This window comes from Streptomyces lydicus (assembly GCF_004125265.1).
Lineage (GTDB): Bacteria > Actinomycetota > Actinomycetes > Streptomycetales > Streptomycetaceae > Streptomyces > Streptomyces lydicus_C.
The window spans coordinates 1,589,861-1,615,935 of record NZ_RDTE01000003.1 but is presented as its reverse complement, the minus strand read 5'-3'; the positions used below and the strand labels follow the sequence as shown (position 1 = coordinate 1,615,935).

Annotated in this window: 27 protein-coding genes and 4 pseudogenes; 18 read left to right on the top strand and 13 right to left on the bottom strand. The window is 69.4% G+C overall.

All coding sequences use genetic code 11. The features are described 5' to 3' along the window. Positions 1-112: 112 nt before the first annotated feature. The gene (locus D9V36_RS09660) at positions 113-1,795 is read left to right on the top strand and encodes an AMP-binding protein (protein WP_277753417.1); all 1,683 of its coding nucleotides are present in this window, start codon (positions 113-115) and stop codon (positions 1,793-1,795) included. Between the two features lie 241 nt (positions 1,796-2,036). Here the strand turns inward: D9V36_RS09660 and D9V36_RS09655 are convergent, their stop codons facing one another. Beyond that, entirely contained in the window at positions 2,037-2,735 is a 699-nt protein-coding gene (locus tag D9V36_RS09655; protein ID WP_129293397.1) for a methyltransferase family protein, read from the bottom strand. A gap of 269 nt (positions 2,736-3,004) precedes the next feature. On the opposite strand from D9V36_RS09655, the gene D9V36_RS09650 reads away from it, so the two are divergent. Then, positions 3,005-3,661: a hypothetical protein gene (locus D9V36_RS09650; protein ID WP_241720772.1), complete on the top strand. Its 657-nt coding sequence runs from the start codon at positions 3,005-3,007 to the stop codon at positions 3,659-3,661. 338 nt (positions 3,662-3,999) lie between these two features. On the opposite strand, the gene D9V36_RS09645 is transcribed toward D9V36_RS09650, so the two are convergent. Continuing rightward, positions 4,000-4,248 (bottom strand): DUF7660 family protein, encoded by a 249-nt coding sequence (locus D9V36_RS09645; RefSeq protein ID WP_129293395.1) that lies wholly within the window; start codon positions 4,246-4,248, stop codon positions 4,000-4,002. A 50-nt stretch (positions 4,249-4,298) separates the two neighbouring features. Between D9V36_RS09645 and D9V36_RS09640 the strand changes: the two are divergent. Further along, a pseudogene (locus D9V36_RS09640) lies at positions 4,299-4,992 on the top strand (IS5 family transposase); the annotation flags it as partial. A 211-nt stretch (positions 4,993-5,203) separates the two neighbouring features. After that, a complete protein-coding gene (locus tag D9V36_RS09635; protein ID WP_129293394.1) occupies positions 5,204-5,932 on the top strand; it encodes a hypothetical protein in 729 nt (242 codons plus the stop codon). 184 nt (positions 5,933-6,116) lie between these two features. Here D9V36_RS09635 and D9V36_RS09630 read toward each other — a convergent pair. Continuing rightward, a pseudogene (locus D9V36_RS09630) lies at positions 6,117-6,713 on the bottom strand (DUF1152 domain-containing protein); the annotation flags it as partial. On the opposite strand from D9V36_RS09630, the pseudogene D9V36_RS41890 reads away from it, so the two are divergent. From D9V36_RS41890 to D9V36_RS09615, 4 genes and pseudogenes are all read left to right on the top strand, one after another. Further along, positions 6,708-6,851 (top strand): annotated as a pseudogene (locus D9V36_RS41890) (site-specific integrase); the annotation flags it as partial. The pseudogenes D9V36_RS09630 and D9V36_RS41890 overlap by 6 nt on opposite strands. Before the next feature lie 95 nt (positions 6,852-6,946). Further along, on the top strand, positions 6,947-7,600 hold the full coding sequence (locus D9V36_RS09620) for a DUF732 domain-containing protein (protein ID WP_129293393.1): 654 nt from the start codon (positions 6,947-6,949) through the stop codon (positions 7,598-7,600). Between the two features lie 144 nt (positions 7,601-7,744). Then, positions 7,745-7,874, top strand: a pseudogene (locus tag D9V36_RS41885) (IS5/IS1182 family transposase); the annotation flags it as partial. A gap of 100 nt (positions 7,875-7,974) precedes the next feature. After that, positions 7,975-8,445: a GNAT family N-acetyltransferase gene (locus D9V36_RS09615; RefSeq protein ID WP_129293392.1), complete on the top strand. Its 471-nt coding sequence runs from the start codon at positions 7,975-7,977 to the stop codon at positions 8,443-8,445. 19 nt (positions 8,446-8,464) lie between these two features. Here the strand turns inward: D9V36_RS09615 and D9V36_RS09610 are convergent, their stop codons facing one another. Then, positions 8,465-8,731 carry a hypothetical protein gene (locus D9V36_RS09610; protein ID WP_129293391.1) on the bottom strand — a complete coding sequence of 89 codons (267 nt, stop codon included), beginning with the start codon at positions 8,729-8,731 and terminating at the stop codon, positions 8,465-8,467. A 93-nt stretch (positions 8,732-8,824) separates the two neighbouring features. Here D9V36_RS09610 and D9V36_RS09605 point away from each other — a divergent pair, with 93 nt between their 5' ends. Further along, positions 8,825-9,673 (top strand): class I SAM-dependent methyltransferase, encoded by an 849-nt coding sequence (locus D9V36_RS09605; RefSeq protein WP_129293390.1) that lies wholly within the window; start codon positions 8,825-8,827, stop codon positions 9,671-9,673. A gap of 176 nt (positions 9,674-9,849) precedes the next feature. Here D9V36_RS09605 and D9V36_RS09600 read toward each other — a convergent pair whose 3' ends face one another. Continuing rightward, the gene (locus D9V36_RS09600; protein ID WP_129293389.1) at positions 9,850-10,230 is read right to left on the bottom strand and encodes an MmcQ/YjbR family DNA-binding protein; all 381 of its coding nucleotides are present in this window, start codon (positions 10,228-10,230) and stop codon (positions 9,850-9,852) included. Positions 10,231-10,295: 65 nt separating this feature from the next. After that, positions 10,296-10,460, bottom strand: coding sequence for a hypothetical protein (locus D9V36_RS40855; RefSeq protein WP_164992923.1), 165 nt, complete (start codon positions 10,458-10,460; stop codon positions 10,296-10,298). A 211-nt stretch (positions 10,461-10,671) separates the two neighbouring features. Here D9V36_RS40855 and D9V36_RS09595 point away from each other — a divergent pair, with 211 nt between their 5' ends. Continuing rightward, positions 10,672-11,319: a class I SAM-dependent methyltransferase gene (locus tag D9V36_RS09595; RefSeq protein ID WP_129293388.1), complete on the top strand. Its 648-nt coding sequence runs from the start codon at positions 10,672-10,674 to the stop codon at positions 11,317-11,319. Positions 11,320-11,355: 36 nt separating this feature from the next. Here D9V36_RS09595 and D9V36_RS09590 read toward each other — a convergent pair whose 3' ends face one another. The 5 genes from D9V36_RS09590 to D9V36_RS09570 form a co-directional block, all read right to left on the bottom strand. Continuing rightward, positions 11,356-11,946 (bottom strand): GNAT family N-acetyltransferase, encoded by a 591-nt coding sequence (locus D9V36_RS09590; protein ID WP_129293387.1) that lies wholly within the window; start codon positions 11,944-11,946, stop codon positions 11,356-11,358. A gap of 109 nt (positions 11,947-12,055) precedes the next feature. Continuing rightward, positions 12,056-12,829, bottom strand: coding sequence for a hypothetical protein (locus tag D9V36_RS09585; protein ID WP_129293386.1), 774 nt, complete (start codon positions 12,827-12,829; stop codon positions 12,056-12,058). 410 nt (positions 12,830-13,239) lie between these two features. Further along, positions 13,240-14,697 carry a catalase gene (locus D9V36_RS09580; protein WP_129298298.1) on the bottom strand — a complete coding sequence of 486 codons (1,458 nt, stop codon included), beginning with the start codon at positions 14,695-14,697 and terminating at the stop codon, positions 13,240-13,242. A gap of 288 nt (positions 14,698-14,985) precedes the next feature. Beyond that, positions 14,986-15,882, bottom strand: a complete 897-nt coding sequence (locus D9V36_RS09575; protein ID WP_129293385.1) for a 2-hydroxy-3-oxopropionate reductase — start codon at positions 15,880-15,882, stop codon at positions 14,986-14,988. Positions 15,883-15,922: 40 nt separating this feature from the next. Further along, on the bottom strand, positions 15,923-16,765 hold the full coding sequence (locus D9V36_RS09570; protein ID WP_129293384.1) for a TIM barrel protein: 843 nt from the start codon (positions 16,763-16,765) through the stop codon (positions 15,923-15,925). A gap of 137 nt (positions 16,766-16,902) precedes the next feature. On the opposite strand from D9V36_RS09570, the gene D9V36_RS09565 reads away from it, so the two are divergent. The 8 genes from D9V36_RS09565 (at position 16,903) to D9V36_RS09530 (ending at position 23,155) form a co-directional block, all read left to right on the top strand. Next, positions 16,903-17,160: a hypothetical protein gene (locus tag D9V36_RS09565; protein ID WP_129293383.1), complete on the top strand. Its 258-nt coding sequence runs from the start codon at positions 16,903-16,905 to the stop codon at positions 17,158-17,160. After that, positions 17,157-17,537 (top strand): helix-turn-helix domain-containing protein, encoded by a 381-nt coding sequence (locus tag D9V36_RS09560; RefSeq protein ID WP_129293382.1) that lies wholly within the window; start codon positions 17,157-17,159, stop codon positions 17,535-17,537. Before D9V36_RS09565 ends, D9V36_RS09560 begins: the two co-directional genes overlap by 4 nt. A gap of 217 nt (positions 17,538-17,754) precedes the next feature. Continuing rightward, the gene (uraD, locus tag D9V36_RS09555; protein WP_129298297.1) at positions 17,755-18,261 is read left to right on the top strand and encodes a 2-oxo-4-hydroxy-4-carboxy-5-ureidoimidazoline decarboxylase; all 507 of its coding nucleotides are present in this window, start codon (positions 17,755-17,757) and stop codon (positions 18,259-18,261) included. Further along, positions 18,258-18,683, top strand: a complete 426-nt coding sequence (gene uraH / locus D9V36_RS09550) for a hydroxyisourate hydrolase (protein WP_129293381.1) — start codon at positions 18,258-18,260, stop codon at positions 18,681-18,683. The genes uraD and uraH overlap by 4 nt, the downstream gene beginning before the upstream one ends. A gap of 7 nt (positions 18,684-18,690) precedes the next feature. Continuing rightward, a complete protein-coding gene (gene pucL / locus D9V36_RS09545; RefSeq protein WP_129293380.1) occupies positions 18,691-19,638 on the top strand; it encodes a factor-independent urate hydroxylase in 948 nt (315 codons plus the stop codon). Between the two features lie 84 nt (positions 19,639-19,722). Next, positions 19,723-19,950: a hypothetical protein gene (locus D9V36_RS09540; RefSeq protein ID WP_129293379.1), complete on the top strand. Its 228-nt coding sequence runs from the start codon at positions 19,723-19,725 to the stop codon at positions 19,948-19,950. Positions 19,951-19,992: 42 nt separating this feature from the next. After that, complete coding sequence (locus D9V36_RS09535) at positions 19,993-21,393, top strand: 8-oxoguanine deaminase (protein ID WP_129293378.1); 1,401 nt, start codon at positions 19,993-19,995, stop codon at positions 21,391-21,393. A 319-nt stretch (positions 21,394-21,712) separates the two neighbouring features. Next, on the top strand, positions 21,713-23,155 hold the full coding sequence (locus tag D9V36_RS09530; RefSeq protein ID WP_129298296.1) for a nucleobase:cation symporter-2 family protein: 1,443 nt from the start codon (positions 21,713-21,715) through the stop codon (positions 23,153-23,155). Between the two features lie 231 nt (positions 23,156-23,386). Here the strand turns inward: D9V36_RS09530 and D9V36_RS09525 are convergent, their stop codons facing one another. After that, positions 23,387-23,941 carry a TetR/AcrR family transcriptional regulator gene (locus tag D9V36_RS09525; RefSeq protein ID WP_129293377.1) on the bottom strand — a complete coding sequence of 185 codons (555 nt, stop codon included), beginning with the start codon at positions 23,939-23,941 and terminating at the stop codon, positions 23,387-23,389. A gap of 227 nt (positions 23,942-24,168) precedes the next feature. Then, positions 24,169-25,797: a malate synthase A gene (aceB, locus tag D9V36_RS09520; protein ID WP_129293376.1), complete on the bottom strand. Its 1,629-nt coding sequence runs from the start codon at positions 25,795-25,797 to the stop codon at positions 24,169-24,171. Positions 25,798-26,075: the final 278 nt, after the last annotated feature.

Here is a 26,075-nt window from a genome sequence, read left to right as displayed (position 1 = left end):
CCCATGAGCCGACAGCCGACGGCAGAGTGCCGCCCGCAGAGTTCCGATTAGCGCGACGAGAACCACCGTTGAGCCGGCCGCACAGAGCCGAGTACCGCGAGGAGAACCACCAATGAGCGAGCCGCAGCAGGACTTGAGCGAGTCGTGCCAGGACTTGAGCGAGCCGCACCAGGAACTGTCGTACGCCTGCGGGGTCGCCGACCAGCCGCTGCTCGGGCACACCATCGGGGCCGACTTGGCCCGCACCATCGCCCGGTTCGGCGCCCGCGAGGCGCTGGTCGAGGTGGTGAGCGGCCGCCGCTGGACCTACACCGAACTGGGCCGCGCGGTCGACGAGGTGGCACTCGGCCTGCTGGCCAAGGGCATCGGCAAGGGCGACCGGGTCGGCATCTGGGCACCCAACTGCGCCGAATGGGTCCTCGTCCAGTACGCCACCGCGCGGATCGGCGCCATCCTGGTCAACGTCAACCCCGCTTACCGCGTCCATGAGTTGGCGTATGTGCTGCGCCAGGCCGGCATCTCGCTCCTGGTCTCGGCGACCCACCACAAGACCAGTGACTACCGCGGGATGATCGACGAGGTGCGCGCCGAGAGCCCGGCGCTGCGCGAAGTGGTCTACATAGGCGACCCCACCTGGGACGGGCTGCTGGCGGCAGGCGCCACCGTCGGGCACACCCGGCTCGCCGAGTGCGAGAAGACCCTCGCCGCCGACGACCCGGTCAACATTCAGTACACCTCGGGCACCACCGGCTTCCCCAAGGGCGCCACCCTCTCCCACCACAACATCCTCAACAACGGCTACTGGGTCGGCGAGACCGTCGCCTACACCGAACAGGACCGGGTGTGTCTGCCGGTGCCCTTCTACCACTGCTTCGGCATGGTCATGGGCAACCTCGGCGCCACCTCGCACGGCGCCTGCATCGTCATCCCCGGCCCCGCCTTCGACGCCGCCACCACCCTCCAGGCCGTCCAGGACGAGCGCTGCACCTCCCTCTACGGCGTCCCCACCATGTTCATCGCCGAGCTCAACCACCCCGACTTCGCCGGCTACGACCTCACCTCCCTCCGTACGGGCATCATGGCGGGCTCGCCGTGCCCCGAGGAGGTGATGAAGCGGGTGGTCGCCGAGATGCACATGACCGAGGTCTCCATCTGCTACGGCATGACCGAGACCTCCCCGGTCTCCACCCAGACCCGCCGCGACGACGACCTCGCACACCGCACCGCGACCGTCGGCCGGGTCCTGCCGCACATCGAGGTGAAGGTCGTCGACCCGGCGAGCGGGGTGACCGTGCCCCGCGGCGCCCCCGGCGAGCTGTGCACCCGCGGCTACAGCGTGATGCTCGGTTACTGGGAGGACGCCGAGCGCACCGCCGAGGTCATCGACGCCGCCCGGTGGATGCACACCGGCGATCTCGCGGTGATGAGCGACGACGGCTACGTCCGGATCGTCGGCCGCATCAAGGACATGATCATCAGAGGCGGCGAGAACGTCTACCCGCGCGAGATCGAGGAGTTCCTCTACTCCCACCCCAAGATCGCCGATGTCCAGGTCGTCGGCGTCCCCGACGCGAAATACGGCGAGGAGATCGCCGCCTGCGTCATCCTCCGCGACCCCGAAGACCCCCTCACTCCCGACGAGTTGGCCCACTACTGCCACTCCCGCCTCGCCCACTACAAGGTGCCGCGCCACCTCCACATCCTCGACACCTTCCCGATGACCGTCAGCGGCAAGGTCCGCAAGGTCGAACTGCGGGAGCGGTTGGCGGAGGAGCTGGGGCGGCGCGTGGAGTGAGTTGGGGCCGGGAGATGCGGTTGGGGGCCTGTCTCATAGTTAATCCGGGTTCGGTGACGAAGCCGGCGTACGTCCGGAGATGAGTCGGCGCGGTCGATGAGGGCGGGCGGTGACCTGCGGTGAGGGAGGGGATTGGGTACCTACGGGTGCCTCGCCCTTCCCTCTTACCGCGCCGCGCTGTTCCCGCTCACGGCGCCTCGCCGCTCAACGATGAGGATCACGGCCCCCGGCAGGCCGCGGATCAGCGTCGCCCGCTGTCGGCTCGCCATCTGTCGGTCCGATGGGGACCGACTCGACGGAACCAACCCGATGGGGCCGCGTCCACGACATCAGCGCCGGGCCGTAACCACGGAATCAGCGCCGGAACGCGCGCCCGGTAGTCAGCATAGGAATCGCCGAACTGCCCCTCCATCAGGCCGTCTTCAACCCGCACCCGACGCAGCAGCCAAGGCACGGCCACCACGAGGTAGACCAGCCAGACACCGAAGCCAAAGGCCAGCATCCCGCCGACGATCAGGCCAAGAAGACCGGTATAGATGGGATGGCGCACCAGCCGGTAGGGACCATCGGTACGCAGCTCATGCCCCTCCTGCACCAACGGAACGCTGGCCCACATCGCCCCCAGAACCCAACGGGCCCACAGCAGCAAAGCCGTGGAGGCGACGGCGAGCAGCGCCCCCAGGACCGCGAGCTCGGGCTGCCAGTACTGGAGGTGGCGCCAGAAGGACGGCCGCGAGCAGCCGACCAGCACCGCGAACACACCCGCGCCCACCATCACCGGAACCCGCCCGGCCAGCGTGCGAGGCAGCCCGCGCACCCATCCGGCCAGCCCCTTCCGGCCTTTCGCGGCGAAGTAGACGGCCCCCACGAGCCAGGCCACAAGAAAGATCGCGACACAGACGTCAGTGACGGCAACGACCGCCGAATGAAGAAAGCCCATACGCCGAGCCTGCTCCCCGCGCCCACCGGCGCACCACCACCCACGGGTGGAACCGCCCTACTCCACCCCAGGTTTGACGGCCTCCTCGACAACCGGAGCACTGCTCAAAACATGTGGATCGGTGTCGGGGAGACCCACGAAGGGCGTACCTTCCCGAAGGGTCCCGCGATGGTCGTAGAGCTCGACAATTACCCCGACTACCCGCTACTGGACTTCCTCAACACGGGTGGCCAACCGTGCGTGAATCACACCCGCTCCTGACTTTCTTCATGGACGCTGCCGACAATTGCTTCCCGTCGGCCGACGGCCGGGTGACGGTGCTGCCGCTCCTGCCTGGGGGGCTCGAATGCTCGGTCGCCTCTACCGGTCACGCCGTCGTGGCCACCGCCATGACCGAGCAAGCCGTATACGCCCAGGGCCCAGACGGTTTCGGCGAATCGCTCTCTGCGGACTTCCTGCGCCACCTCGCCGGGCCCAAGGGCTGGATCGGCGACACCGACGCCACCCTCACGGCCCGCGGCACCGGCGGCCGCCCGCGCCTGGCGGAGCTGGCCGACGCAGACGCCCATCCACGTGTCCGCCACGCCCGGTGGCTGCGGACAAGCGTCCAGGTCTACGGTGACGAACGTGGCCCCATCACCCTGGCCGACGGCCTTGCCGGCCGGTGGGAGCTGAGTATCGAACTCGACCGCGCCCAGGACACCGGCCGAGGGCACGGACGGTCGCTCCTCGCCGATGTCCTCTCCCTGCTCCCGGAAGGCGAACCAGTCTTCGCCGCCGTTTCCCCGGGCAACGCCCGCTCCCTGCGCGCCTTCCTCGCCTGCGGATTCACGCCCATTGGCAGCGAGGTTCTGCTGCGTCCGAGCGGAGGTAACCGGCCGGCTGCGGGAATATCGAATGCAGCCACGCGCATCAATCGGAGATGACTGGCAACACTTGAGTCAGCCCAAAGAATCCGAGTACGCCGGCGAAGATGACACACGCCAGAACCACGGTGCAGCTCAGCGCGATGACCACTGCCAACCACGTACGCCCGACCGCCGCCCGGCATCATCGTCCCCATGCCACATAAATTCCCCTGGCTGATGAGCTGCTCGAGCCGCAATCATCGTGCCCGCACTTCGAGTGCAGGCTGGTGCGGCCAGTGTGGCAGATCGTTTACGGGAGTCCGATCGGGGCGGCGAGGGGAGCGTCACCCGCTGTGGCCCCGCTGGCGGCCGACTTGACACGACCCAGGGGCGGCCCAGCCCTCGGTCCCACGCCACTACTCGTACACGGTGGCTGCGCTCAGGGATCGGGCAAAGAAGGCCCAGTCACCGTGGGGAGGAAGACCACGACCAGTGTTCCGGTACCAGCCGTCCGCATCGTCGATCCAGGCGGCCAGGGCCTCCAGGAAGTCGCCCAGATCGGCGGCTTCCCAGGAACCGTCGTTGTCTACGTAGTCACGGCGCAGATCGCGCACAAACGACGCAAGCGCTTCCCTGCTGTCTACGCGATCAGGAGGTGATGTCATGGGCATGAATATTAGAGGTCATCTCATTTGACTGACTCGGTACGGCGTTGATCGTGGTGGGGACCGATGAGCGGCTGGTGCCGGACGAGTTGTGGGAGCCGTTCCAGTGGGTGGTGCCTGAGGCCCCCTCGCAGCCTCAGGGTGGTGCCCGGCGCCGGCGCGGTGACCGGGAGGTGCTGGCGGCGATCGTGTTCGTAAACCAAGTCAGGCTGCACGCACAGCAGTTGCCGTCAACCTCGTTCGGGCTGTCGGGAGCAACAGCTCACCGGCGTTTCTCTGAGTGGGCGAACGCCAGAGTGTGGGTCAAGCTCCACCGCCTGGTTCTCGACGAGCTCGGTTCCCGCGGCGAGTTGGACTGGACCCGCTGCGCGATCGACTCGGTGAAGATGCGGGCCCTGAAAAGGGGACCTGACGGGTCCGAATCCTGTCGACCGGGGCAAGTACGGCACGAGGATCCACCTCATCACCGAGTGGACCGGTCTGCCCCTGTCCGTCGGGATCTCGGAGGCAAACCTGCACGACGGCCATGTCCTGATCGCTCTGGTCAAAGGCACACCGCCGATCCGGGCCCGCCGAGGGCCCTGACGGCGGAAGCCGGGCAAGCTGCACGGCGACAAGGGATAGGGCTACTCCCACATGCGGCGATGGTGACGCAAGCGCGGCATCACCCACCGCATCGCTCGCAAGGGCATTGAGACCTGCCAGCGACTGGGCCGGCACCACTGGATCGTCGAACGCACCATGCCTGGCTCGCTTCACCGGCATCACCTGCACTCTCTTAGCAGTGAGGCCCGTGCCGCGATCACCACCCGGCGGCCCCATCCTGCTGTCCGCGTCGTAGATGTCGCCCTTGTCAGGCTAGAAGGAAAAGATCACGTCACCCGCGAGACTACGCAACCCCGGATGGTCGGCTGCCGATAGGGTCATGTCCGTTGTCGATACGGGGGGTTGGCCGATGCCAGTCAAGCAGCGTCGAATCAGCAGAATGGCGGCAGCGGCTGCCTGCGGGATCCTGGCCCTGGCGGCGGGCTGCGGCAGCACGACCGCCGCTGGAAAGCACGAGGCCAAGCCAATAGGATCGAGGGCAACAGCTCCCGGATCGCCCTCCTCCTCAGCTTCCCCTGTAGATCTCAAGCCTTTCCAGGGCCAGCAGTTGCGTCACTATCTGCTGACCGCTGACGACTTGGGACCGGGATACACACAGACCGAGACCCCCGACGACAAGAAGGCGGCCGACCCTCACCGGTACGACGACATGGGTGTGAGCGGCTGCCCCGCTCTGGAGGAGCTGGGCAAACACAGCGACGAAGTGCAGTTCGCCGCGAAGACCTCCGTCGGCTTCACATTCGGCTCGGATTCAACGCTGGGCGAGGAACTGCACAGCGATGCACCATCCAAACTCGCCGCAGGGCTGCGCAGGCTCATGCATGCTCAGACGTCCTGTCCCACCTACACCATGACTTCTGGTAGCACCCCTGTCACCGTGACCGTGCGCAAGGACGATGCACCCAGCCCGGGGCCAGATGCCTACGCCTACACGACCACGCTCACCGGCCCAGGAGGGTCGCAGGTGCTGAAGACGGCCGCCGTCCGCCGCAGCAACGTGATGGTGATGCTCGTGGGCGCGCCCGCCTTGGTCGACCAGCATATTGGAGCGGCCATCGCCAAACTTCCGGCCAGCTGAGCCAGGCTTTCCCGAGCTCTGCCACCAGCGTTGTTGTGGCCTCGTGAAAGGCATACCGCCGATTCGCTCCCGTCGAGGACAGTGACGCCGCAGGTCGGCCAAGCCCCATGCTGACAAGGGCTCCGACTGCGCCACCTGCGACGATGGTTACCTAGGTGGGTACTCACGTCGAGAAAGTTGCTACTCAAGCTCCGGATGGGATGTGCCAGAGCGGGGCCTGGTACTGCTCGGGGTGGCTGTTGAGGAGCAGTGTCCTGAGGTCCTGGCGCTGGTTGCCGCTAAGGCCGAACGCCTCGGTGAGCCGGGTGATTCCGCGGGACCGGGCGTCGGCCTCGAACCCGTCGAGCTGGTGGAGGACGACTGCCGGGGCGAGGTTCTGGTCGGGCTGGCTGCCGAGCCAACTGGCCTTGTTGCGTTCGTAGTCGATTTCGGAGAAGCCGCAGATTTCGTGGCTGTGCTGCTCGACCTGGTGCAGGTTCTCGGTCGCCAGGATCGCTCGGGCGAGCTGGTTGCGGTTCAGGGCCTCGTCGAGGTCGGCCTCGTACACGACAGGGCCGTCGTCGGTGAGCGGGACCGGCAGGCCGGCGTCCCGCACTTCGCACAGACCGCGGGCGCCTCGTGCGGTGGCGGCGAGCATGGCTGTTGCCTCGGAGGGGTGCCATTCCAGCACCGAGCTGACGGGGGTGACGTGCTCGGCCGTGAGCGTCAGGGAAACGGGGCCCAGGCGGTCGCGTAGAGCGTCGGCGGGGAGTTCGCCGTCCAGGCCGGGGCCTGCGACCAGGGCGAGAGCGTGAAGGCGGTCAGCGAGTCCCTCGGCCACTCGGACCCCGCCATGACGCTCCGCGTCTACGCGCACCTGATGCCCACCAGCCGTGAGCGCGCACGACGGGCAGTCGATCAGCTCCTCCAACCGGAGTGACACCCTGGGCCCGTGGCGCAGCCGAGTGGAATCTGAGGACACCGGCGGTTGCGGACCACTACGGTTCGCCGACTGGGAGTTTCAGAAACAGGGGGATGATGGTGATGCGAGGACGCAACGCGGCCGCCTGCGCGGCTTTGCTCGTCACCCTGGCAGGGTGCGGCGATGCCTCATCTGAGAAGGAGGCCAAGAATGCCTCCTCGCCTCGTCCAACCATTGGTGATTACGTTGGCAAGACCAAGAGCGAAGCAGAGGACGCCCTGAGCCCGTCGATGACCTTCCGGGCCTATGAGGACGTGGAAACAAAGGCCGATCGCAGTGACTCCACTTTCGATACATGGATCATCTGCAAGCAGGACGCGCATGGCGACGGACCCGTCATGTTCTCCATGGCTGCCACCCGTGCCACCTGCGGGCTGCCCGCGGCTTCCACGGACCCTGATGGCTTGAAGTCTCCGGCTCCCTTGTCGGATGCCTCAGACGATGTGCCCTCGCCATCCGATAAGGACGAGAAATACGCCGACGCCGTCAAAGTTCGCGCCCCCGATCTCAGGCAGGTGGAGGTTGACGACCTCGGCGTTCAGGGGCAGCTCGTTTGCACCGAACTGGCCGCGGGCGACAGCCCCCGGGAAGTACTCAAGACCATCCAGGCTGCGTACCCCGGAGCGAAGGGCCTGGCCATCGTTACCGGAGCACCTCCCGTCTACTGCCCCTCGCACGAGTCCGCCGTGGCCTCAGCCCTGAAGTAGCTGACGGCCGTGCTGGAACCGCCCACGGCCCAGCCACGGCCCACGGCCCGGCAAGAAACCCCCTACCGGCAGCAAAACCGCTGGTAAGGGGCTTCTTGTCAACCGCAGAGACAGAATTCTCCGGGTGCAGGCATGATGCGCGAGCGCAGGAACGAAGTTGAGCAGAACCATCAACGCCCTCATGAACTCCCGGGCCGTGGCCACGAGATTCGACAAGCGCGCCTACGTTTTCCACGGTTCCGTCGCCGCCATCCGGCTCTGGATCAAAACCTGACTCCTACGTCACGCCTGCCACACGCCCGATCAAGTGCGCACCACCCTCCTCGCCCTGAAAAGACGCTTGCCCTTCTGGCCTGCACCTTTAGGCTTCGCGCATGGCGACTACGCTCCGCTTGGAAAAGATCGACCCCAGCAACTTCGACGCCGCGATAGCCGTGAAGGTACGCCCGGACCAAGACCACCTGGTCGCCCCGGTCGTCAAGTCCCTCGCCGAGGCGTACGTGCATCCAGGGGTCGCCTGGCCCCGACTCATTCTTGACGGCGACCGACTCGTCGGCTTCCTGATGGCCTTCCTCGACATCGACTTCGCGGGCGACGGTACCGGCACCGACATCCGCTCGGGCCTGTGGCGCCTCAACATCGCAGCCGGGCAGCAGGGCCGCGGCTACGGCCGCTTCGCGGTCCAGGCAGTGGCCACCGAGATCCGCCGCCGCGGAGGCACCCGCCTGACGGCTTGCTGGCATCCCGGCAACGACGGCCCCGAAGGCTTCTACCTCGGACTGGGATTCCGGCTGACAGGAGAGATGAGCGGGGACCAGCGCGTCGGCGAACTGGAACTTGCCTAAACCTTGATCCGCCGGAGCCCTAGTCATCGTCTGGATAACGCCAACTGATCGATGCCGTGGCGGCGGGGGCGAGCGCGCGGACGCGTTCGTGGAGAGCAGCCTCGAAAAGAGGCCGCCGGGCGTGGAAGCGACTGACGCCCACCGGGTAGTCGGTTTCGCCCGAGATCCAGTACCGCCCGTCCTGGACGCTCCACCCCAAGCCCACCTCGTGCGCCTGGAAGCCTTCCTCACGGACGAGGTCGGCTTTCGAGTCTTCGAGCGGCGGGGTCCCGGGCGTTGTCATCACGCGACGAGGCTCCGTCAGCCCCTCCTCTGCTCTGGCTTGATCTCGCCTTCGGGCTCATCAGGCCCCTTGGAATCGACCATCTAGGCTGGCGCGGTGACTGATGAGCAGGAGCGGGTGCAGCCGTCGGGAGTGTGGGCCACGGCGGTGGGGGTGGCCAAGGTGCGGGCGCTGGAGACCGGGCGGGAGAACGCGCTGTTCCGCGACCCACTGGCACAGGCCTTCGCCACCGCCGGCGGCCTGTGGCCCTCCTCGCCGCCGCCCGATGACGAGGCCGCGCGACGCCGCTGGTCGGCCGTGTCGTCCTCCATCGTCGTCAGGACGAAGTTCCTCGACGAGCTTCTGCAGCAGGCATCCGCGTCCGGGGTCCGGCAAGTCGTGCTGCTCGGCGCCGGTATGGACAGCCGGGCCTTCCGGATGGACTGGCCCGAGGGCACCCGGCTGTTCGAGGTCGACACCGCCGCGCCACTGGACTTCAAGGCTTCGGTGCTGCGCCAGGAGCGGGCCGTCGCACGCTGCGAGCGGATCACCGTCGCTGCGGATCTGCGTGAGGACTGGCCGGCCGCGCTGGCCGCCGCAGGACACGACCCGGCCGCGCCGACCGCGTGGATCGCGGAAGGGCTCCTGATCTATCTTCCCGAGGACGCGGTGGAGCTACTGCTGGCCCGGATCGGCACACAGTCGGCGGCAGGCAGTCGGATGGGGCTGACGTTGGGCTCGCGCGGCGTGATCGAGCGCTTTGGCGCGGACGCCGCGCCGGGATCGGCGGCGTCCCTGTGGGTCTCGGAGATGCCCGACGACCCGGTGGGCTGGCTGGCCGGGCACGGCTGGGAGGCCGACAGCCACACCCTGCGCGAGCGCGCTGCCGCCTACGGCCGTCCGATCAGCACCCCGCCGCAGCGTGAGGAGCGGCCCGGCGCGCTGATCTCGGCGGTCCGCCGGTAGCGCGCCTCCCGGTTCCCTGGATGGTCGATTCCAAGGGGTCTCTGATGAGCGGAGGCCCCGCGGTGCCCGTGGGCGTGTGAGGCGTAGGTCCTCTCGCGTTCTGCGCGGAGGGGGTCGACACGTCGGCGTTGGCTGTGAGGGCCCTGGAGCCTGGGGCGCTGCGCCTGGCCGGCTGTTCAGGGCCGCTGCTCACCCGGCCAGTCGAGCAGTAGGCGTTGAGCGCGGGGGAGTGAGGCGACCACCAGGTCGTAGGAGTCCTCGATCATGTCGAGGATCAGCCGGTCGGGGAGGGTGCCGTTCAGGGAAACGGTGTTCCAGTGGCGCTTGTTGAGGTGGTAGCCGGGGACCACCTCGGGGTGTGTGGCGCGTAGTCGTTCTGCCAGCTCGGGTTCGCATTTGAGGCTCACGGTGAGCGGCGCGTCCGTTAGCGTCGTGAGCGCGAAGATCTTTCCGCCGACCTTGAACGTGGACACGTCCGGGTGCCGGGGAAAGGGGAACTCCTCGACCGCGCCGTTGAAGTCCAGGCAGGCGGCCCGCAGGGTGTTCGCGTCGATCATTGCGTCATTATGTCCGGTGGGCGGTCATGGCTGATGGGGCGATGGGGCGTCATTTGTGGTGGTGGTCAGCGGATCGATCCGGTAGCCGGAGTCCTGGTGCGGTAGGGCCGGTAGGGCCGGTAGGGCCGGTAGGACTGGTAGGCGGTAGGTCCGAAGTCGCGCTTCGGGCCGAGGGGGGCGCTCGCGAGCTCTTCGGCGAGCGGTCTCGGTATGGGGCCTGTGGGGAACATTGACCGGAATCGTTGCTCGGGCCGCGCAAGTCGCGCAGGGCGCCAACTCGTAGAACTACTCTGGCATTTCGTCATGATCCGTGAGGGGGAACTCATTGTGCTGAGTGGAGTTGGCGGAGGGCAGGAGCGGCGGCGAGGGACGTATGGCATCGACGCCCCGTATGCACTGTTCGGCCTTGCCTGTGGAGCCGTGGGGTCGGTGGCGGCAGGGATGGGTACGCTCGCGGGGCCCGGGATGGGGGTGGCCTGGGTGCCGTTTCTGTGTGCGCTGGTGATGGCCGTCGCCTTCGTGCTGTATGCACATGCCACGCGGCGCGGGAAGTTCGCGGTGTGGGAGGGGCTGCTGGACGGCTTGGAGCTGCGGGGTGATGAGCGGCTGCTGGATCTCGGGTGCGGGCGAGGGGCCGTGCTGCTGGCCGGCGCACGGCGGCTGCCGGCGGGCCGGGCAGTGGGCGTGGACTTGTGGCGTGGCGTTGACCAGTCGGGAAACGCCCAGAGGGTCACCTCGCGCAATGCGGAGGCTGAGGGGGTCCATGACCGGGTGGAGCTGCACACCGGTGACCTGCGGGACCTGCCCTTCGGCGACGGCGAGTTCGATGTCGTGCTCTCCAGCCTGACTATCCACAACATCAAGGATGGTGAAGGGCGGCGCCGGGCCGTCGCGGAGGCGGTACGCGTACTGCGCCCCGGAGGGCGGCTGGTGATCGTGGACATCGGGCGTTCCGTGGCCCTTTACCGGGAGGTCCTGGGAGAGTTGCCGGTCAGCGGGCTGGGTGTGCGCTCGCTGGGCTGGCGCATGTGGTGGGGGTTCCCGTGGATGCGGAGCCGCGTGGTCACTGCGTCCGGGGTGGTCGGCTGATCGGTGACGTGGCCTGGGGGCGGGCAGTCGGAGCGCTCATGTTTTGCTGTCCGCGCCGCAGGCTCTCGCCCCGTCGACCTCACGCCTCATGCACACCCGTGGCCAGCGGTCGAGTCCCAGCGTCGCCTCGCGGGCGCGGATTGCCCTCAGGCCCGGGGTGAGTCCGGCATCGGTGAGGATCCGGAATCCGAGGCGGGCGTAGTACGGCGCGTTCCACGGCACCTCGGCGAAGGTGGTCAGGGTGAGCGGGAGTGGGTCCGGGCTGCCCTCGCGTTCGGCTCGGTCGATCAGTGCCTGGCCGATGCGGCGGTGGGCGTGCCGCGGGTGGACCGAGACCTGCTCGATGTGGGTGCAGCCGTCGACCGGTTCCCAGAGCAGATAGCCGAGTGGTTGTGCGGTGCCGTAGCCGAGTGACTGTCCGGTGTCCGCGGTGGCCGCCGTCCCGCCCGGTTCCTCGTATGCCGCCAGTGCCCGACCGGAGCGATGAAACGCCGTCAGGTGGGCGAGGGTGGGTGGTTCGGCGTCCGCGATCGCCGCCATGCCGAGCTCGCGGAATGCCGCACCGGCCGCGAGCTCGATGCTGCGCAGGGTGGGCAGCTCGGCGAGGGAGGGGGCGTGGATGAGCACGGTGTCAGTGTCGCCGGTCCGGGCGGGGGAGGCGAGCGGATTTCCGTACCGTTCGCTATGGGCCGCCTAGTCGTTGGTCCCGGCTATCCGGCGCCGCCGCGCAACAGCATCACCTGCCCTTCGCGCCGTACTTGATCAGCTCGTCGGCCGGGTCGTTGACCGGTTGCGGGGTGCCCGTGAGGTCCATGACGAACAGGGGGAGGTGCAGGTCGTCGGCGCGGGAGCGGGCGTCCCGGGCGTAGCCGGCGAGGGAGAAGAAGACCGCGATGGCCGAGGCGTTGAGGCCGTTGAGCCAGACGCATTCGATCTCGCGCAGCTGGGTGGCGCGGGTGGTCGGGTCGACCTGGGCGACCACGCCCGTACCGCGGAGGTCCACGCCGGAGGCGGTGCGCTCCTGGGTCCGGGCGACATCGGCGTAGCCCAGCCACTTCAGATACTGCTGGGCGGCGGTGACACAGTCGCGGGCCGTGCGGATGGTGACCGGGCGGAACGCCGGGCGCAGGGCGGGGCGCGGCGTCTCGGAAGCGGGAGTGGAAGCGGAAGCGGGATCAGGAGCGGGGGCCGGTACACGCCTCGGTGGCGGTGGGCCGAATGACGGGAAGTTCGGCGGTGGTGGGACCGGCGCGGGGACGACCGGGACCCGTACGACGGTGCCGCAGGCGCAGCCGGACTCCGGTGCCGGCCACTCGTCCTGCCGACCGCAGACCTCGCAGCGCACCTCCACCCAGGAGGCCTGCCATGTGCGGTGGAGGATCTCGACGGGCACTCCGCCGCGCAGCACGGGCAGGGTCAGCGGGGCACCGCACGCGCACGGGAAGGTGGGCGGGGTGAAGGCGTTCTCGCGGCGGCACGTGGGGCACCGCACCGGCACGCTGTCGGCCATGTTCGGCTCCTGGCAGGTCGGGCGGCAGACAGGTCGGATCTGCTGCTGCTCCCATGGTCTCTCCAAAATCGGGCCCAGGGGAGCGATTTGCGAGGAGAGCCACAGGCAGGGGAGAACCGCGCGGGAGCCACGACGCACGGATTCCGGGCCCGCCGTGGTTTCCGTCCGACAGCGCGAGAGTCGGGCGCGACAGGACATCGCGCCGCCGGACGGAGTTTTCTGGGGGGTGGAGAAGCGAGGGGAGCAGGCGGGCTCCGCGGTGGGGGAGAGGCCCGCCCTTCCCTCGGGCGGGCGCGGCCACCGCACTGGTTCTCCCGGTGTACCGCGGAGCTCGCGCTGCGGTTCCGTACCGGACGGCCACCCCTCAAACGGGCCGGCCGGTACGGATGCGCGAGGAAGCCGACCTCCCGTCAGTCCTCGCGCAGTTCGCGGACCCTGGCCTCGACGCGCGCGCCGTAGTCCGGGTCGGCGGCGTGGAAGTGAGCGAGGTTCTTCTCGATCACGTCGTCGCGGCTGACCTGGGAGAGGCCGCCGGCGATGTTGTCGACCAGGCGGGTCTTCTCGTCCTGTGACATCAGGCGGTAGAGCTCGCCGGCCTGGAAGAAGTCGTCGTCCTTGGTGTGCGCCGGGGCCTCGTGGGTGCCGGTGTGGCCGGAGACGGCGAGCGGGGCGGAGAGCGGCCGGTCCGTCTGGACCGGGCCGCCGTAGGAGTTCGGCTCGTAGTTCTTGGCGTGCCGGTCGTAGCGGTGGGTGGCCATCAGGCCGTCCCGGCCGTAGTTGTGGGCCTCGGTCGCCTTGGGGGCGTTCACCGGCAGCTGGGTGTGGTTGACGCCCAGGCGGTAGCGGTGCGCGTCGGCGTAGGCGAAGAGCCGGCCCTGGAGCATCTTGTCCGGGGACGGGCCGATGCCGGGCACGAAGTTGTTCGGCGAGAAGGCCGACTGCTCGACCTCGGCGAAGACGTTGTCGGGGTTGCGGTCCAGGACCAGGCGGCCCACCCGCTGCAGCGGGTAGTCGCGGTGCGGCCACACCTTCGTCAGGTCGAACGGGTTGAAGCGGTAGTTCGCCGCCTCGGCCGCCGGCATGATCTGCACGTACAGCGTCCAGGAGGGGTAGACGCCCCGCTCGATGGACTGCAGCAGATCGGTCTGGTGGCTGTTGGGGTCCTTGCCGGAGAGTTCCGCGCCCTGTTCGGCGTCCAGGCAGCGGATGCCCTGGTTCGTCTTGAAGTGGTACTTGACGAAGAAGGCCTCGCCCTCGGCGTTCGTCCACTGGTAGGTGTGCGAGCCGTAGCCGTTCATGTGGCGGTAGGAGGCCGGGATGCCGCGGTCGCCCATCAGCCAGGTGACCTGGTGGGTCGCCTCGGGGGAGTGCGCCCAGAAGTCCCAGACGTTGTCCGGCTCCTGCTTGCCCGTGAAGGGGTCGCGCTTCTGGGAGTGGATGAAGTCAGGGAACTTGATGGGGTCCTTGATGAAGAACACCGGGGTGTTGTTGCCGACGAGGTCGTAGTTGCCCTCTTCGGTGTAGAACTTGAGGGCGAAGCCACGCGGGTCACGGGCCGCGTCCGGGCCGCCGAGGCTGTCGGCGACGGTCGAGAAGCGGATGAAGGTCTCGGTGCGCTTGCCGACGGTGCCCAGGAAGTCGGCACGGGTGAAGCCCGTGACGTCGTCGGTCACCTCGAAGTAGCCGTACGCGCCGGAGCCACGGGCATGCACGACGCGCTCCGGGATGCGCTCGCGGTTGAAGCGGGCGAGCTTCTCCAGCAGGTGCTGGTCCTGGAGGACGAGCGGGCCGCCGGCGCCTGCGGTGGCGGAGTTCTGGTTGTCGGCGACGGGGGCGCCAGCCTCCGTAGTGAGAAAGCGCGCCGTCAGCGTGGGCTTCGACATGGTGACCTTCCGTACGAGAGCGCGGAAGTTGGCTTCCGCGTGTCGGAGCGTAAGAAGCGCTACGACCTAACGTCAACAGTTTGTTGAAACAAAGCTGAGGGGCGTCCGGGGGTGTTCCGGGCGGCGGCCACGCCTGGGCGCGACAGGACAAGTGTCGGCGCGGCCGCCGCCCGGAAGTCGGAGGGGACCTGTCGAAGGTCCCGGAGGAGGAGGCCTGGTCAAGGTCCCCTGGGCGCACTCGTGCACGGGGGCGGCGTCCGGGCCGCCCCGCGCTCAGTCCGCGGTGGAGTGCCCGGAGAGGCGTTCGACGCCGCGGAGGAGGGCGGAGTGGTCGAGACCGCCGTCGCCCTGGGCGCGCAGCGAGGCGACGAGAGAGGCGACGAGGGTGCCGACCGGCAGGGCGGCGCCGACGGTGCGGGCGGCGTCGGTGACGATGCCCATGTCCTTGTGGTGGAGGTCGATGCGGAAGCCGGGGGGAAAGTCGCGGTTCTTGAAGTTGTCCTTCTTGCGGGCCAGGACGGTGGAGCCGGCCAGGCCGCCGCCCAGGACGTCGAGGGCCGCGGTGAGGTCGACGCCGGACTTCTCCAGGAAGACGACGGCTTCGGCGCAGGCCTGGATGTTGATGGCGACGATCAGCTGGTTGGCGGCCTTGACGGTCTGGCCGGCGCCGTGCGGCCCGCAGTGGACGATGGTCTTGCCGAGGGCTTCCAGCAGGGGGCGGGCGGCGTCGAAGTCGGCCCGGTCGCCGCCGGCCATGATGGACAGGACGGCTTCGACGGCGCCGGCTTCGCCGCCGGAGACGGGGGCGTCCAGCACGCGGATGCCCTTGTCGGCCGCGGCGTGGGCCAGGTCGATGGAGGTCTGCGGGGTGATCGAGGACATGTCGATCAGCAGGGCACCGCGCGGGGCGTTCTCCAGGATGCCGTCGGGGCCGTAGGCGATGGCTTCGACCTGGGGCGAGGCCGGGACCATGGTGATGATGACGTCGGCACCGGTGACGGCTTCGGCCAGGGAGGCGGCAGCGGTACCGCCGGCCGCCGCGAGGCGCTTCAGTTTGTCGGCTTCGAGGGTGTAGCCGGTGACCTGGTAGCCGGCCTTGATCAGGTTTTCGGCCATGGGGGAGCCCATGATGCCGAGACCGATCCACGCGATCTTGGGCAGGTTGCTCATCGGGATGCCTCTTTCACGGTTCTCACGGTGCTGGATGACGTCAGGAGCGGGCCGCGCGCAGCGGGGCGGGGAGCCAGGCGAAGGCGCCCGCGCCGGTTCCGTCGCCGGGCTTGTACTCCAGGCCGGTCCAGCCGTCGTAACCGGCCTTCGTCAGCCGGGCCAGCAGGGCGGCGAGGTCCAGCGAACCGGTGCCGGGGGCGCCGCGGCCGGGGTTGTCGGCGATCTGCACATGCGCCGTCTTGGGCGTGTAGCGGTCGATGACCTCGTCCAGGTCCTCGCCGTTCATCGACAGGTGGTAGAGGTCCATCAGGAAGCGGGTGTTGTCCAGGCCGGTGGCCGCGTTCACCGCGTCCACCACCTCGATGGCCTTCGGCGCGCTGACGATCGGGCAGTGCGGCGACTCCGGCGCGTTCAGGGCCTCGATCAGCACCGTCCCGCCCACCTCCGCGACCGCCCGCGCGGCGAACGCCAGGTTCTCCAGCGCCAGCGCGTCCTGCTCGGCGGCCGGCACCCCCGCCACCCGGTTGCCGTAGAGGGCGTTGAAGGACGTGCAGCCCAGGGAGCGGCCGAACTCCACCGCCACCGGCACATTCGCCCGGAACTTCTCCGACTCCTCGCCCGGGACCGACAGGGCTCCGCGGTCCGGGCCCGGCAGCTGCCCGGCGTAGAAGTTCAGCCCCACCAGCCGCGTCCCGGCATCGGTCAGTGCGGTGCGCAGCGCCGCCAGTTCCGCCTGCTCCGGCACCGGGGCGTCGACCCACGGCCACCACAGCTCCACCGCCGTGAAGCCCGCCGCCCGCGCGGCCGCCGGCCGCTCCAGCAGCGGAAGCTCGGTGAACAGGATCGACAGATTGACGTTGAAGCGCGTGTCCGTGAAACCCATCAGGCCCGGCGCCTCCTTCCGGATAGTGGAACTGTTTTTCTGCTTACTGGAAGGCTGCCTGCCGGGTTCCCGGGCTGTCAAGGGGCCTCCTGGGCAATTTCTGGTGGCCGGGCGCTCCCGCGCGTAGGTTGAGCGGCGTGCGATTGAGAGTGGAGTTCACGACGGAACCGTTCGACCTGGACGAGGCGCCGGCGCATGCGGTGGTGGCGCGGGACGTGGTCACGGGGGCCGAGCTGGATGCCGTCGACGTCGGCCCCTTCGGCAATACGGCGGAAGGCGACGCCGAGCAGGTGCTCGGCGCCGTGGCCGCCCTGCTGCGGGAGTCGCTGCAGGCGGGCGCCACCCGGGTCTCCCTGCAGGTCAATGTGATCCAGGGTGCCGGGGAGGCGACGTGACGGAGCCCGCCGACCACCCGTTCGTCCAGGCGGTCAAGCCGCTGGTCGACGCGATGGGCGGACAGCTGCTCGCGCCGGACCAGGCGCAGGGCGACGATGTCGTGCTGGCCTGGGAGGGGCGGGAGCGGGTGGCCGTACGGCTCCCGCATCTGTCGGACTCGCTCGACCACATCCTCGCCGAGCTCCAGCGCCGGCACGGTATGCCGCTCGCGGAGCTGGACCGTAAGACCAAGCAGTCGGTGGTGCGGGTGCTCGAGTCCCGCGGGGCCTTCTCGGTCCGTCACGGGGTGGAGACCGTCGCCAGCGCCCTCGGCGTCTCCCGCTTCACCGTTTACAACTACTTGAACAGGGACAATGCAGCGAAGGGTGCCGACTGAGGGCGAAGCGGGCCGAGACCCGCTCGGACCGCCGGAGCCGTCGTCCGGAATTCGCCGGATGGCGGCATGTGGGTGGCCGAGTTTTCAACAAAGTGTTGACGTGTAGTGGTCAGGGGTCTTAGCTGTTTCCAGCCAAGCAGCGCTGTCCAGCACCAGGCCACGGAGGCTTCCCGTGTCTACGCGTTCACCACGCTCGACGGGGGACACCCCCGAGCCCATGCCGGAACTCACCCGGTTCAACACCGTTGATGACGGTGCGGCCCTGGCCGCACTGCACGAGGTGTGTGCCAGCCGGGCTTGGGGCAGCAAGGTTCTCGCGCAGCGTCCCTACGCCACGGGCGATGCCCTGTTCGCCGCGAGCGACGCCGCCATGGCGGAGCTGACCGCCGAGGACCTGGCCGAGGCGATGGCCGGGCACCCGCCGATAGGCCGGCCGAAGCCGGGCGACCCCACGTCGCGCCGCGAGCAGAGCGGGATGGCCGGCGCCTCCGAAGAGCTCAAGGCCGAGATGCTCGAACTCAACCTGGCCTACCAGGAGAAGTTCGGGCATGTCTTCCTGATCTGCGCCTCCGGCCGGACCGGAGAGCAGATGCGCGACGCCGTCCGCGACCGCATCGGCAACACGCCGGAACAGGAACGAGAGATCGTTCGTGCGGAACTCGGCAAGATCAACCGCATCCGCCTGACCCGTATCGCCGAGCACGCAGAGGGAGACGCAGCATGAGCAGCGAGACGGCCACGCCGACGTCGGTGTCCACGCACATCCTGGACACCAGCGTGGGCCGCCCCGCGGAGGGCGTCGCCCTCACGCTCGCGGTGCGCTCCGGCCGGGAGGGAGCCTGGACCGCCCACGGCGCGTCCACGACCGATGCGGACGGACGCTGCAAGGACCTGCCGGCCCTGCCGGAAGGCACCACCCATGTGCGCCTCGACTTCGCCGTCGAGGAGTACTTCGTTTCGCCCCAGCACCGCGCACACCACAAGGCAACCCAGCAAGCCGAGGAACAGCAGGACGCCCCCCGCGTAAGGGACAGCGGAGCGTTCTTCCCGGAGGTGGCGATCACCTTTGCCGTCACGCCGGGCGAGCACTATCACGTACCGCTGCTGCTCAACCCGTTCGGCTACTCCGTATACCGAGGGAGCTAGCACCGACATGACTGCCCAATCCCGCCCGGCCCGCCCGGTGATTCTCGGCCAGAACCAGTACGGCAAAGCGGAGAACCGCGTCGTCAAGATCACCCGCGACGGCGACAGGCACCACATCAAGGACCTGAACGTCTCGGTCTCGCTCTCCGGCGACCTGGAAGAGGTCCACCTCTCCGGCTCCAACGCCCACTGCCTGCCCACCGACACGACCAAGAACACCGTGTACGCCTTCGCCAAGGAGCACGGGATCGAGTCGGCCGAGCAGTTCGGCATCCACCTGGCCCGGCACTTCGTCACCAGCCAGGAGCCGATCCACCGGGCCCGCATCCGGATCGAGGAGTACGCCTGGGAGCGGATCGCCCCTTCCGACGCCAACTCCCGCTTCATCGGCGCCGACGAGGTCCAGCACTCCTTCGTCCGCAAGGGCCAGGAGACCCGCCTGACCGAGATCACCTACGACGGTGAGCGGTGGCAGGTCATCTCCGGCCTCAAGGACCTCGTGGTGATGAACTCCACCAACTCGGAGTTCTGGGGCTACATCAAGGACAAGTACACGACCCTGAAGGAGGCCTACGACCGCATCCTGGCCACCGAGGTGTCCGGCCGCTGGCGGTTCAACTGGACCGACGACGAGCAGCGGATGCCGAACTGGGAGCGGTCGTACGAGCAGGTCAAGAAGCACATCCTGCAGGCGTTCGCGGAGACCTACAGCCTCTCGCTCCAGCAGACCCTGTACCAAATGGGGTCGCGCGTGATCAACAACCGCTCCGAGATCGACGAGATCCGTTTCTCGCTCCCGAACAAGCACCACTTCCTGGCGGACCTGGAGCCGTTCGGGCTCAAGAACGACAATGAGGTCTACTACGCGGCCGACCGCCCGTACGGCCTGATCGAAGCCACTGTCCTGCGCGACGGCGTCGAGCCCGGGATCCCGGTGGATCTGACGAACCTCTAGCGGCTTCGACGCAACGCCGTGCCCCGTGTGCCCCTCCCCACCCCGCGGCGGGGAGGGGCACACGGAGACCGAGGGGAACGAGCCATGGCACAGCACACGCACCACCCCACGCCACCGGTCCACCCGGTGGACGAGACGCATCGCCAGGCTCGCCACCCTGCTCGCCCCGCCCTCGGCGGCTGCCCGGCCGGCGCCGGCGCCCTGGTCGCGGTGCCGCGCAACCTGTTCTTCCCTCACCTCGGCACCCGGAGCACCTCACGGGCGGCGGCACTGTCGGCCGCCCCGCCCGGCTCCGGCACTCACATCCCGTAGGGCCATGCCGTGCCCACCGCCGGAATTGAAAGTAGGAGCACCATGGCTGCCTCGGCATCCACGGACGGCGCGATCGAGCGCCTCGTCATCGAGAACTGCGCCATCGCGACGGTCGACGCCCACGACACCGAGTACGCCACCGGTCATGTCGTCGTCGCCGGGAACGTCATCGAGTCGGTCGGCGCGGGCAAGGCGCCCGAGGGCCTGGCGCATGTCGTCCGCCGGATCGACGGCACCGGGCACCTGGTCACCCCCGGCCTGATCAACACCCACCACCACTTCTACCAGTGGCTCACCCGGGGCCTGGCCACCGACCACAACCTGTTCAACTGGCTGGTCGCGCTCTACCCGACCTGGGCCCGGATCGACGCCCCGATGCTCGCCGCGGCCACCCAGGGCTCACTGGGCATGATGGTCAAGGGCGGCGTCACCACCGCCGCCGACCACCACTACGTCTTCCCGCGCGGCTCCGGCGACCTCGTCGGCGCGGAGCTCGCGGCCGCCGCCGAGATCGGTGCCCGGATCACCCTGGCCCGCGGCTCCATGGACCGCAGCGAGAAGGACGGCGGGCTGCCCCCGGACTTCGCCGTCGAGACCACAGAGGGCGCCCTCCTTGCCACCGAGGAGGCCATCGACGCCCACCACGACGCCTCCTTCGGCTCGATGGTGCAGATCGCCGCCGCGCCCTGCTCGCCGTTCTCCGTCTCCACCGAACTCATGCGGCAGGGCGCCGAGTTGGCCCGCCGCAAGGGCGTACGGATGCACACCCACGGCTCGGAGACCGTGGAGGAGGAGAAGTTCTGCCACGAGCTGTTCGGCATGGGCCCCACCGACTACTTCGAGTCCACCGGCTGGCTCGGTGACGACGTGTGGATGGCGCACTGCGTCCACATGAACGACTCCGACATCGCCGCCTTCGCCCGCACCGGCACCGGCGTCGCGCACTGCCCCTCCTCCAACGCCCGCCTCGCGGCCGGGATCGCCCGGGTCCCCGACATGCTCGCGGCCGGCGTCCCGGTCGGCCTCGGCGTCGACGGCACCGCCTCCAACGAGTCCGGCGAACTCCACACCGAGCTGCGCAACGCCCTGCTGATCAACCGCCTCGGCGCCCACCGGGAGGCCGCGCTGAACGCCCGCAAGGCGCTGCGGCTGGGCACCTACGGCGGCGCGCAGGTCCTCGGCCGGAGCGCCGAGATCGGTTCGCTGGAGGCCGGCAAGCTCGCCGACCTGGTGCTGTGGAAGCTCGACGGCCTCGGCCACTCCTCCATCGCCGACCCGGTCACGGCCCTGGTCTTCGGCCCGGCCGCACCGGTCACCCTCTCCCTCGTGGGCGGCCGGACGGTCGTCGAGGACAACCACCTCAGCAACGTCGACGAGGACGCCGTCGCCCGCACCGCGCGGGCCGAGGCGCAGCGCCTGGCCCGGATCGCCGCCGAGGGCTGAGCCCCGGCGCGGCCGCGGCCGACGCGACCTGGAACTCGGCCGGGAGGGACGGCTCCCGGCCGGGCTTGTGGATCCGAGCGGGGTCCGCAAGCGCCGGACCCGGGGGTGCGGGATCTTCTCGTGCCCCTGGGCCGGTCGGCTCCCACCCCCGGGCCGGCCGGCCCCGCCGCCGTCCGTGCGCGCCACGAGCGCGGAGCCTCGCAGCATCGCTCACCAGGCAACTTCTGGCACCACGCACCACATGGCAAGCCCTCCGTGACAGCCTCGCCTCGCCGGCCCCCGGCGACGCAGAAAACGAAGGAGGCCCGCAGTGGCCGCAATGACCGGGCAGAAGCCGGAGGGGGACCGGACGCATCCGGTCGACCGGACCCTCCCGCCCTTGAAGATGTTCACCAGCGGCCTCCAGCATGTGGCCGCGATGTACGCGGGAGTGGTGGCCCCGCCGATGATCGTGGGGCCGGCCTGCGGGCTGAGCGCCACCGAGACCGCGTTCCTGATGGGGGCCAGCCTCTTCACCGCGGGCATCGCGACGCTGCTGCAGACGCTGGGCTTCTGGAAGGTCGGCGCCAAGCTGCCCTTCGTCAACGGCGTCTCGTTCGCCGGCGTCACACCGATGGTGGCCATCGGCAAGGCGCACAGCCCGGCCGACGCACTGCCGATCATCTTCGGCGCGGTGATCGTCGCAGGTGTGCTGGGATTCCTCCTCGCCCCCTACTTCTCCAAGCTCGTACGGTTCTTCCCGCCGGTGGTCACCGGCACCGTCATCACCCTGATCGGCGTCTCGCTGCTGCCGGTGGCCTTCAACTGGTCCCAGGGCGGCAACGACCGGGCCCCGGACTACGGTTCGCTGATGAACATCGGCATGGCCGCGCTGACCTTCGTGATCGTGCTGGTGCTGCGCCGGGTGCTGCGCGGCTTCCTCCAGCAGATCGCGATCCTGCTCGGCCTGATCGCCGGCACCCTGATCGCGATACCCGTCGGCATCACCCACTTCTCCGCGCTCTCCCAGGCGTCCCTGATCGGCTTCCCGACGCCGTTCCACTTCGGCGTCCCGCAGTTCGACGTCGCGGCGATCGTCTCCATGTGCATCGTGATGCTGGTCTGTATGACCGAGTCGACGGCCGACATGCTGGCCCTCGGCAGGATCGTCGGCCGCCCGGCGGACGAGCGCACCATCGAGGGCGGACTGCGCGCCGACACGCTCGGCACGGCCCTCAGCCCGCTGTTCAACGGCTTCGCCAACAGCGCCTTCGCGCAGAACATCGGCCTGGTCGCGATGACCAAGGTGCGCAGCCGTTTCGTCGTGGCCACCAGCGGTCTGATCCTGATCGTGCTGGGGCTGTGCCCGGTGGCCGCCTCGGTCATCTCGCTGGTCCCGCTGCCGGTCCTCGGCGGCGCCGGCATCGTGCTCTTCGGCTCGGTGGCCGCCAGCGGTATCCAGACCCTGGCCTCCGCCGCGATGGAGAAGGGCGACAACGCCCTGATCGTCGCCGCGGCCGTCGGCATCGGCCTGATCCCGATCGCCGCACCGGACTTCTACCACAGCCTCCCCAAGGACCTGCTGGTCGTCCTGGACTCCGGCATCAGCACCGGCGCTGTGGTCGCCATCGTCCTCAACCTCGCCTTCAACCACTTCGGCAGGAAGACGGCGGACGCGGACGGGGAGGCCGAGGGGGCGGCTCCGGGGGACACGGAGGCGGACGCGGACAGGGACGCAGTCGTGGCCGCCGCCGGCGAGCCCGCGGCGGCGACCGCCCACTGACACCGGGAGCGCGCAACGGCCCGCAGGGAGCGGCAACGTCTGCTCTCCTGGGCGCCGTTGGGCGTTTCGGGGACGGCGCCCGCGCCGCGGTGGCCGGTGCGGCGGCGGGCAGGGTGGGCAGGGCGAGCAGGGCGAGCAGGGCGGGCGGTGCGCCGGGGTGACGCGGACGGTGGTCCTCCGACCTCTCCGCCCCCTCCCCGACCCTCTGGCTTCTCTCCCCCCTCTGCCCCCTCAGTCCAGCAGTCCGCCCAGCAGCTCGCGGAGGCCCGGTCCCGGGTCGAATTCCTCGTCGGGGAAGGAGAGTTGACGGAAGGCGACGCCGTCCATGTAGTCGCAGAGGATCGCGCAGTGCCGCCGCGGCGCCGGCGAGCCGATGCGCCGCAGCCACTCCGCACCCCAGTCGATGACGCTCTCGCGGCCGCGGGTGAGTGCGGGGCGGAGCTCGGGGCGGGCCCAGGATTCCAGGTAGAGCGCGAAGCGGGCGGCGGTCCTGGCCCGCTCGGGGCCGGTCGCGTACCGGAGGAACCGGGCGACGGTATCGGCGAGTTCACCGGCGTCGGCCGGGTCGGCCGCCGTGGCGAAGGCCTCCCAGTCGCGGTGCTCCAGGGCCTGGACGTGGTCGACGATGCCGTCGACCAGGGCCGTCCGGTTGCGGAAGTAGTTGGAGGTGGTGCCCGACGGGACCCCGGCCGCGGCATCCACGGCCTGGTAGGTCAGCCCCCGCGCCCCCGCGCTGCCCAGGACCTGGATGCCCGCGTCCAGCACCTGCTCCCGCCGTCGTGCCACCCTGAGCGCCCTTCGTGTCGAACCGCTTCTACTACGTTTGTAGTGTCACGCCACTATAAGCGAGCTCCGTGGCGCGGATCGCCGAGGCGGCCTCCCCGGCCGGGCACGCCGCGGTCTGCCGGGCCGGGGTGCCCCGTAAGGGTGAGGGGCCGGTACGTACCACCGCGGTGCGGGTACGTACCGGCCCCTCGGGGGCACGCCGGGGAACATCCCCTACGGGTGAAGCCTCAGCCCAGCAGCTCGTAAGCCGGCAGCGTCAGGAACTCCGCGTAGTTCTCGTCCAGTGCGACCCGGAGCAGCAGGTCGTGGGCCTGCTGCCACCTGCCGGAGGTGAAGGCGTCCTCGCCGACCTCGGCGCGGATGGCGGCCAGCTGCTCCGCGGCGACGGTGCGGACCAGCTCCGCGGTGGCCTTCTCGCCGTTCTCGAAGACGACCCCCGCGTCGACCCACTGCCAGATCTGGGAGCGGGAGATCTCGGCGGTGGCGGCGTCCTCCATGAGGCCGAAGATGGCGACGGCGCCCAGGCCGCGCAGCCAGGCCTCGATGTAACGGGTGCCGACCTGGACCGCGTCGAGCAGCCCCTGGTAAGTGGGCTTGGCGTCCAGGGAGTCGATCGCGATCAGGTCGGCGGCCTTGACGTCGACGTCCTCGCGCAGGCGGTCCTTCTGGTGCGGCTTGTCGCCGAGGACCGCGTCGAAGGAGGCGCGGGCGACCGGGACCAGGTCGGGGTGGGCGACCCAGGAGCCGTCGAAGCCGTCGCCGGCCTCGCGGTCCTTGTCGTTCTTGACCTTGGCGAGGGCCTTCTCGTTGGCCTCGGGGTCGCGGCGGTTGGGGATGAAGGCCGCCATACCGCCGATCGCGTGCGCCCCGCGCTTGTGGCAGGTGCGGACGAGGAGTTCGGTGTAGGCACGCATGAACGGGGCGGTCATCGTCACCGCGTTGCGGTCCGGGAGCACGAACTTGGCGCCGCCGTCACGGAAGTTCTTGACGATGGAGAAGAGGTAGTCCCAGCGGCCGGCGTTCAGCCCCGAGGCGTGGTCGCGCAGCTCGTAGAGGATCTCCTCCATCTCGTACGCGGCCGTGATGGTCTCGATCAGGACCGTGGCGCGCACGGTGCCCTGGGGGATGCCGAGGTAGTCCTGCGCGAAGACGAAGATCTCGTTCCAGAGGCGGGCCTCCAGGTGCGACTCGGTCTTCGGCAGGTAGAAGTACGGGCCCTTGCCCAGGTCCAGCAGGCGCTGGGCGTTGTGGAAGAAGTAGAGGCCGAAGTCGACCAGCGCACCGGGGACCGGCCGGCCCTCGAACTGGAGGTGGCGCTCGTCCAGGTGCCACCCGCGCGGGCGCATCACGACGGTGGCCAGCTCCCCGGCGGGCTTGAGGGCGTACGACTTCCCGGAGGCGGCGTCGGTGAAGTCGATCCGGCGCTCGTAGGCGTCGATCAGGTTGAGCTGGCCGGAGACGACGTTCTCCCAGGTCGGGGCGGAAGCGTCCTCGAAGTCGGCGAGCCAGACCCTGGCGCCCGAGTTGAGCGCGTTGATCGTCATCTTGCGGTCGGTGGGGCCGGTGATCTCCACCCGGCGGTCGTTGAGCGCGGCGGGCGCCCCGGCCACCTTCCAGCTGTCGTCCGCGCGGATCCCCGCGGTCTCGGGGAGGAAGTCCAGGGTGCTGGTCCGGGCGATCTCCGCACGGCGCCCGGCGCGGCGGGCGAGCAGTTCGTCGCGGCGCGGGGTGAACCGGCGGTGCAACTCGGCGACGAAGGTGAGCGCGGCGTCGGTGAGGACCTCGCCCTGCCGTTCGGGGGCGTGCGCGGGGTCGACGTCGACGAGGGCCAGCGGGGACGGCGCTGGTGCGGACATGAGGTGTCACTCCATTCAGCGGCGGTGCCTGGCGGCCTCCGGAAACACCGGGCGGCACCGGGTGCCGCGGGCTCCGGAATACGGTCGCGGGCGCCGTCAGGGTTCAGGGCGCTTCTGACCAGTGGAGACTAGTTTCCTTATCGCGGAACTTCAATGGTTTGTTGATGTCGAGATTCTCCGAGTCGATACAAGCGGTGATCGAATGACTCCCGGTGCCATGCCACTCACTCCCCATGACCGTTTCCCGCACGCCTACTCCCTTGTGCTGCACCGGAGTT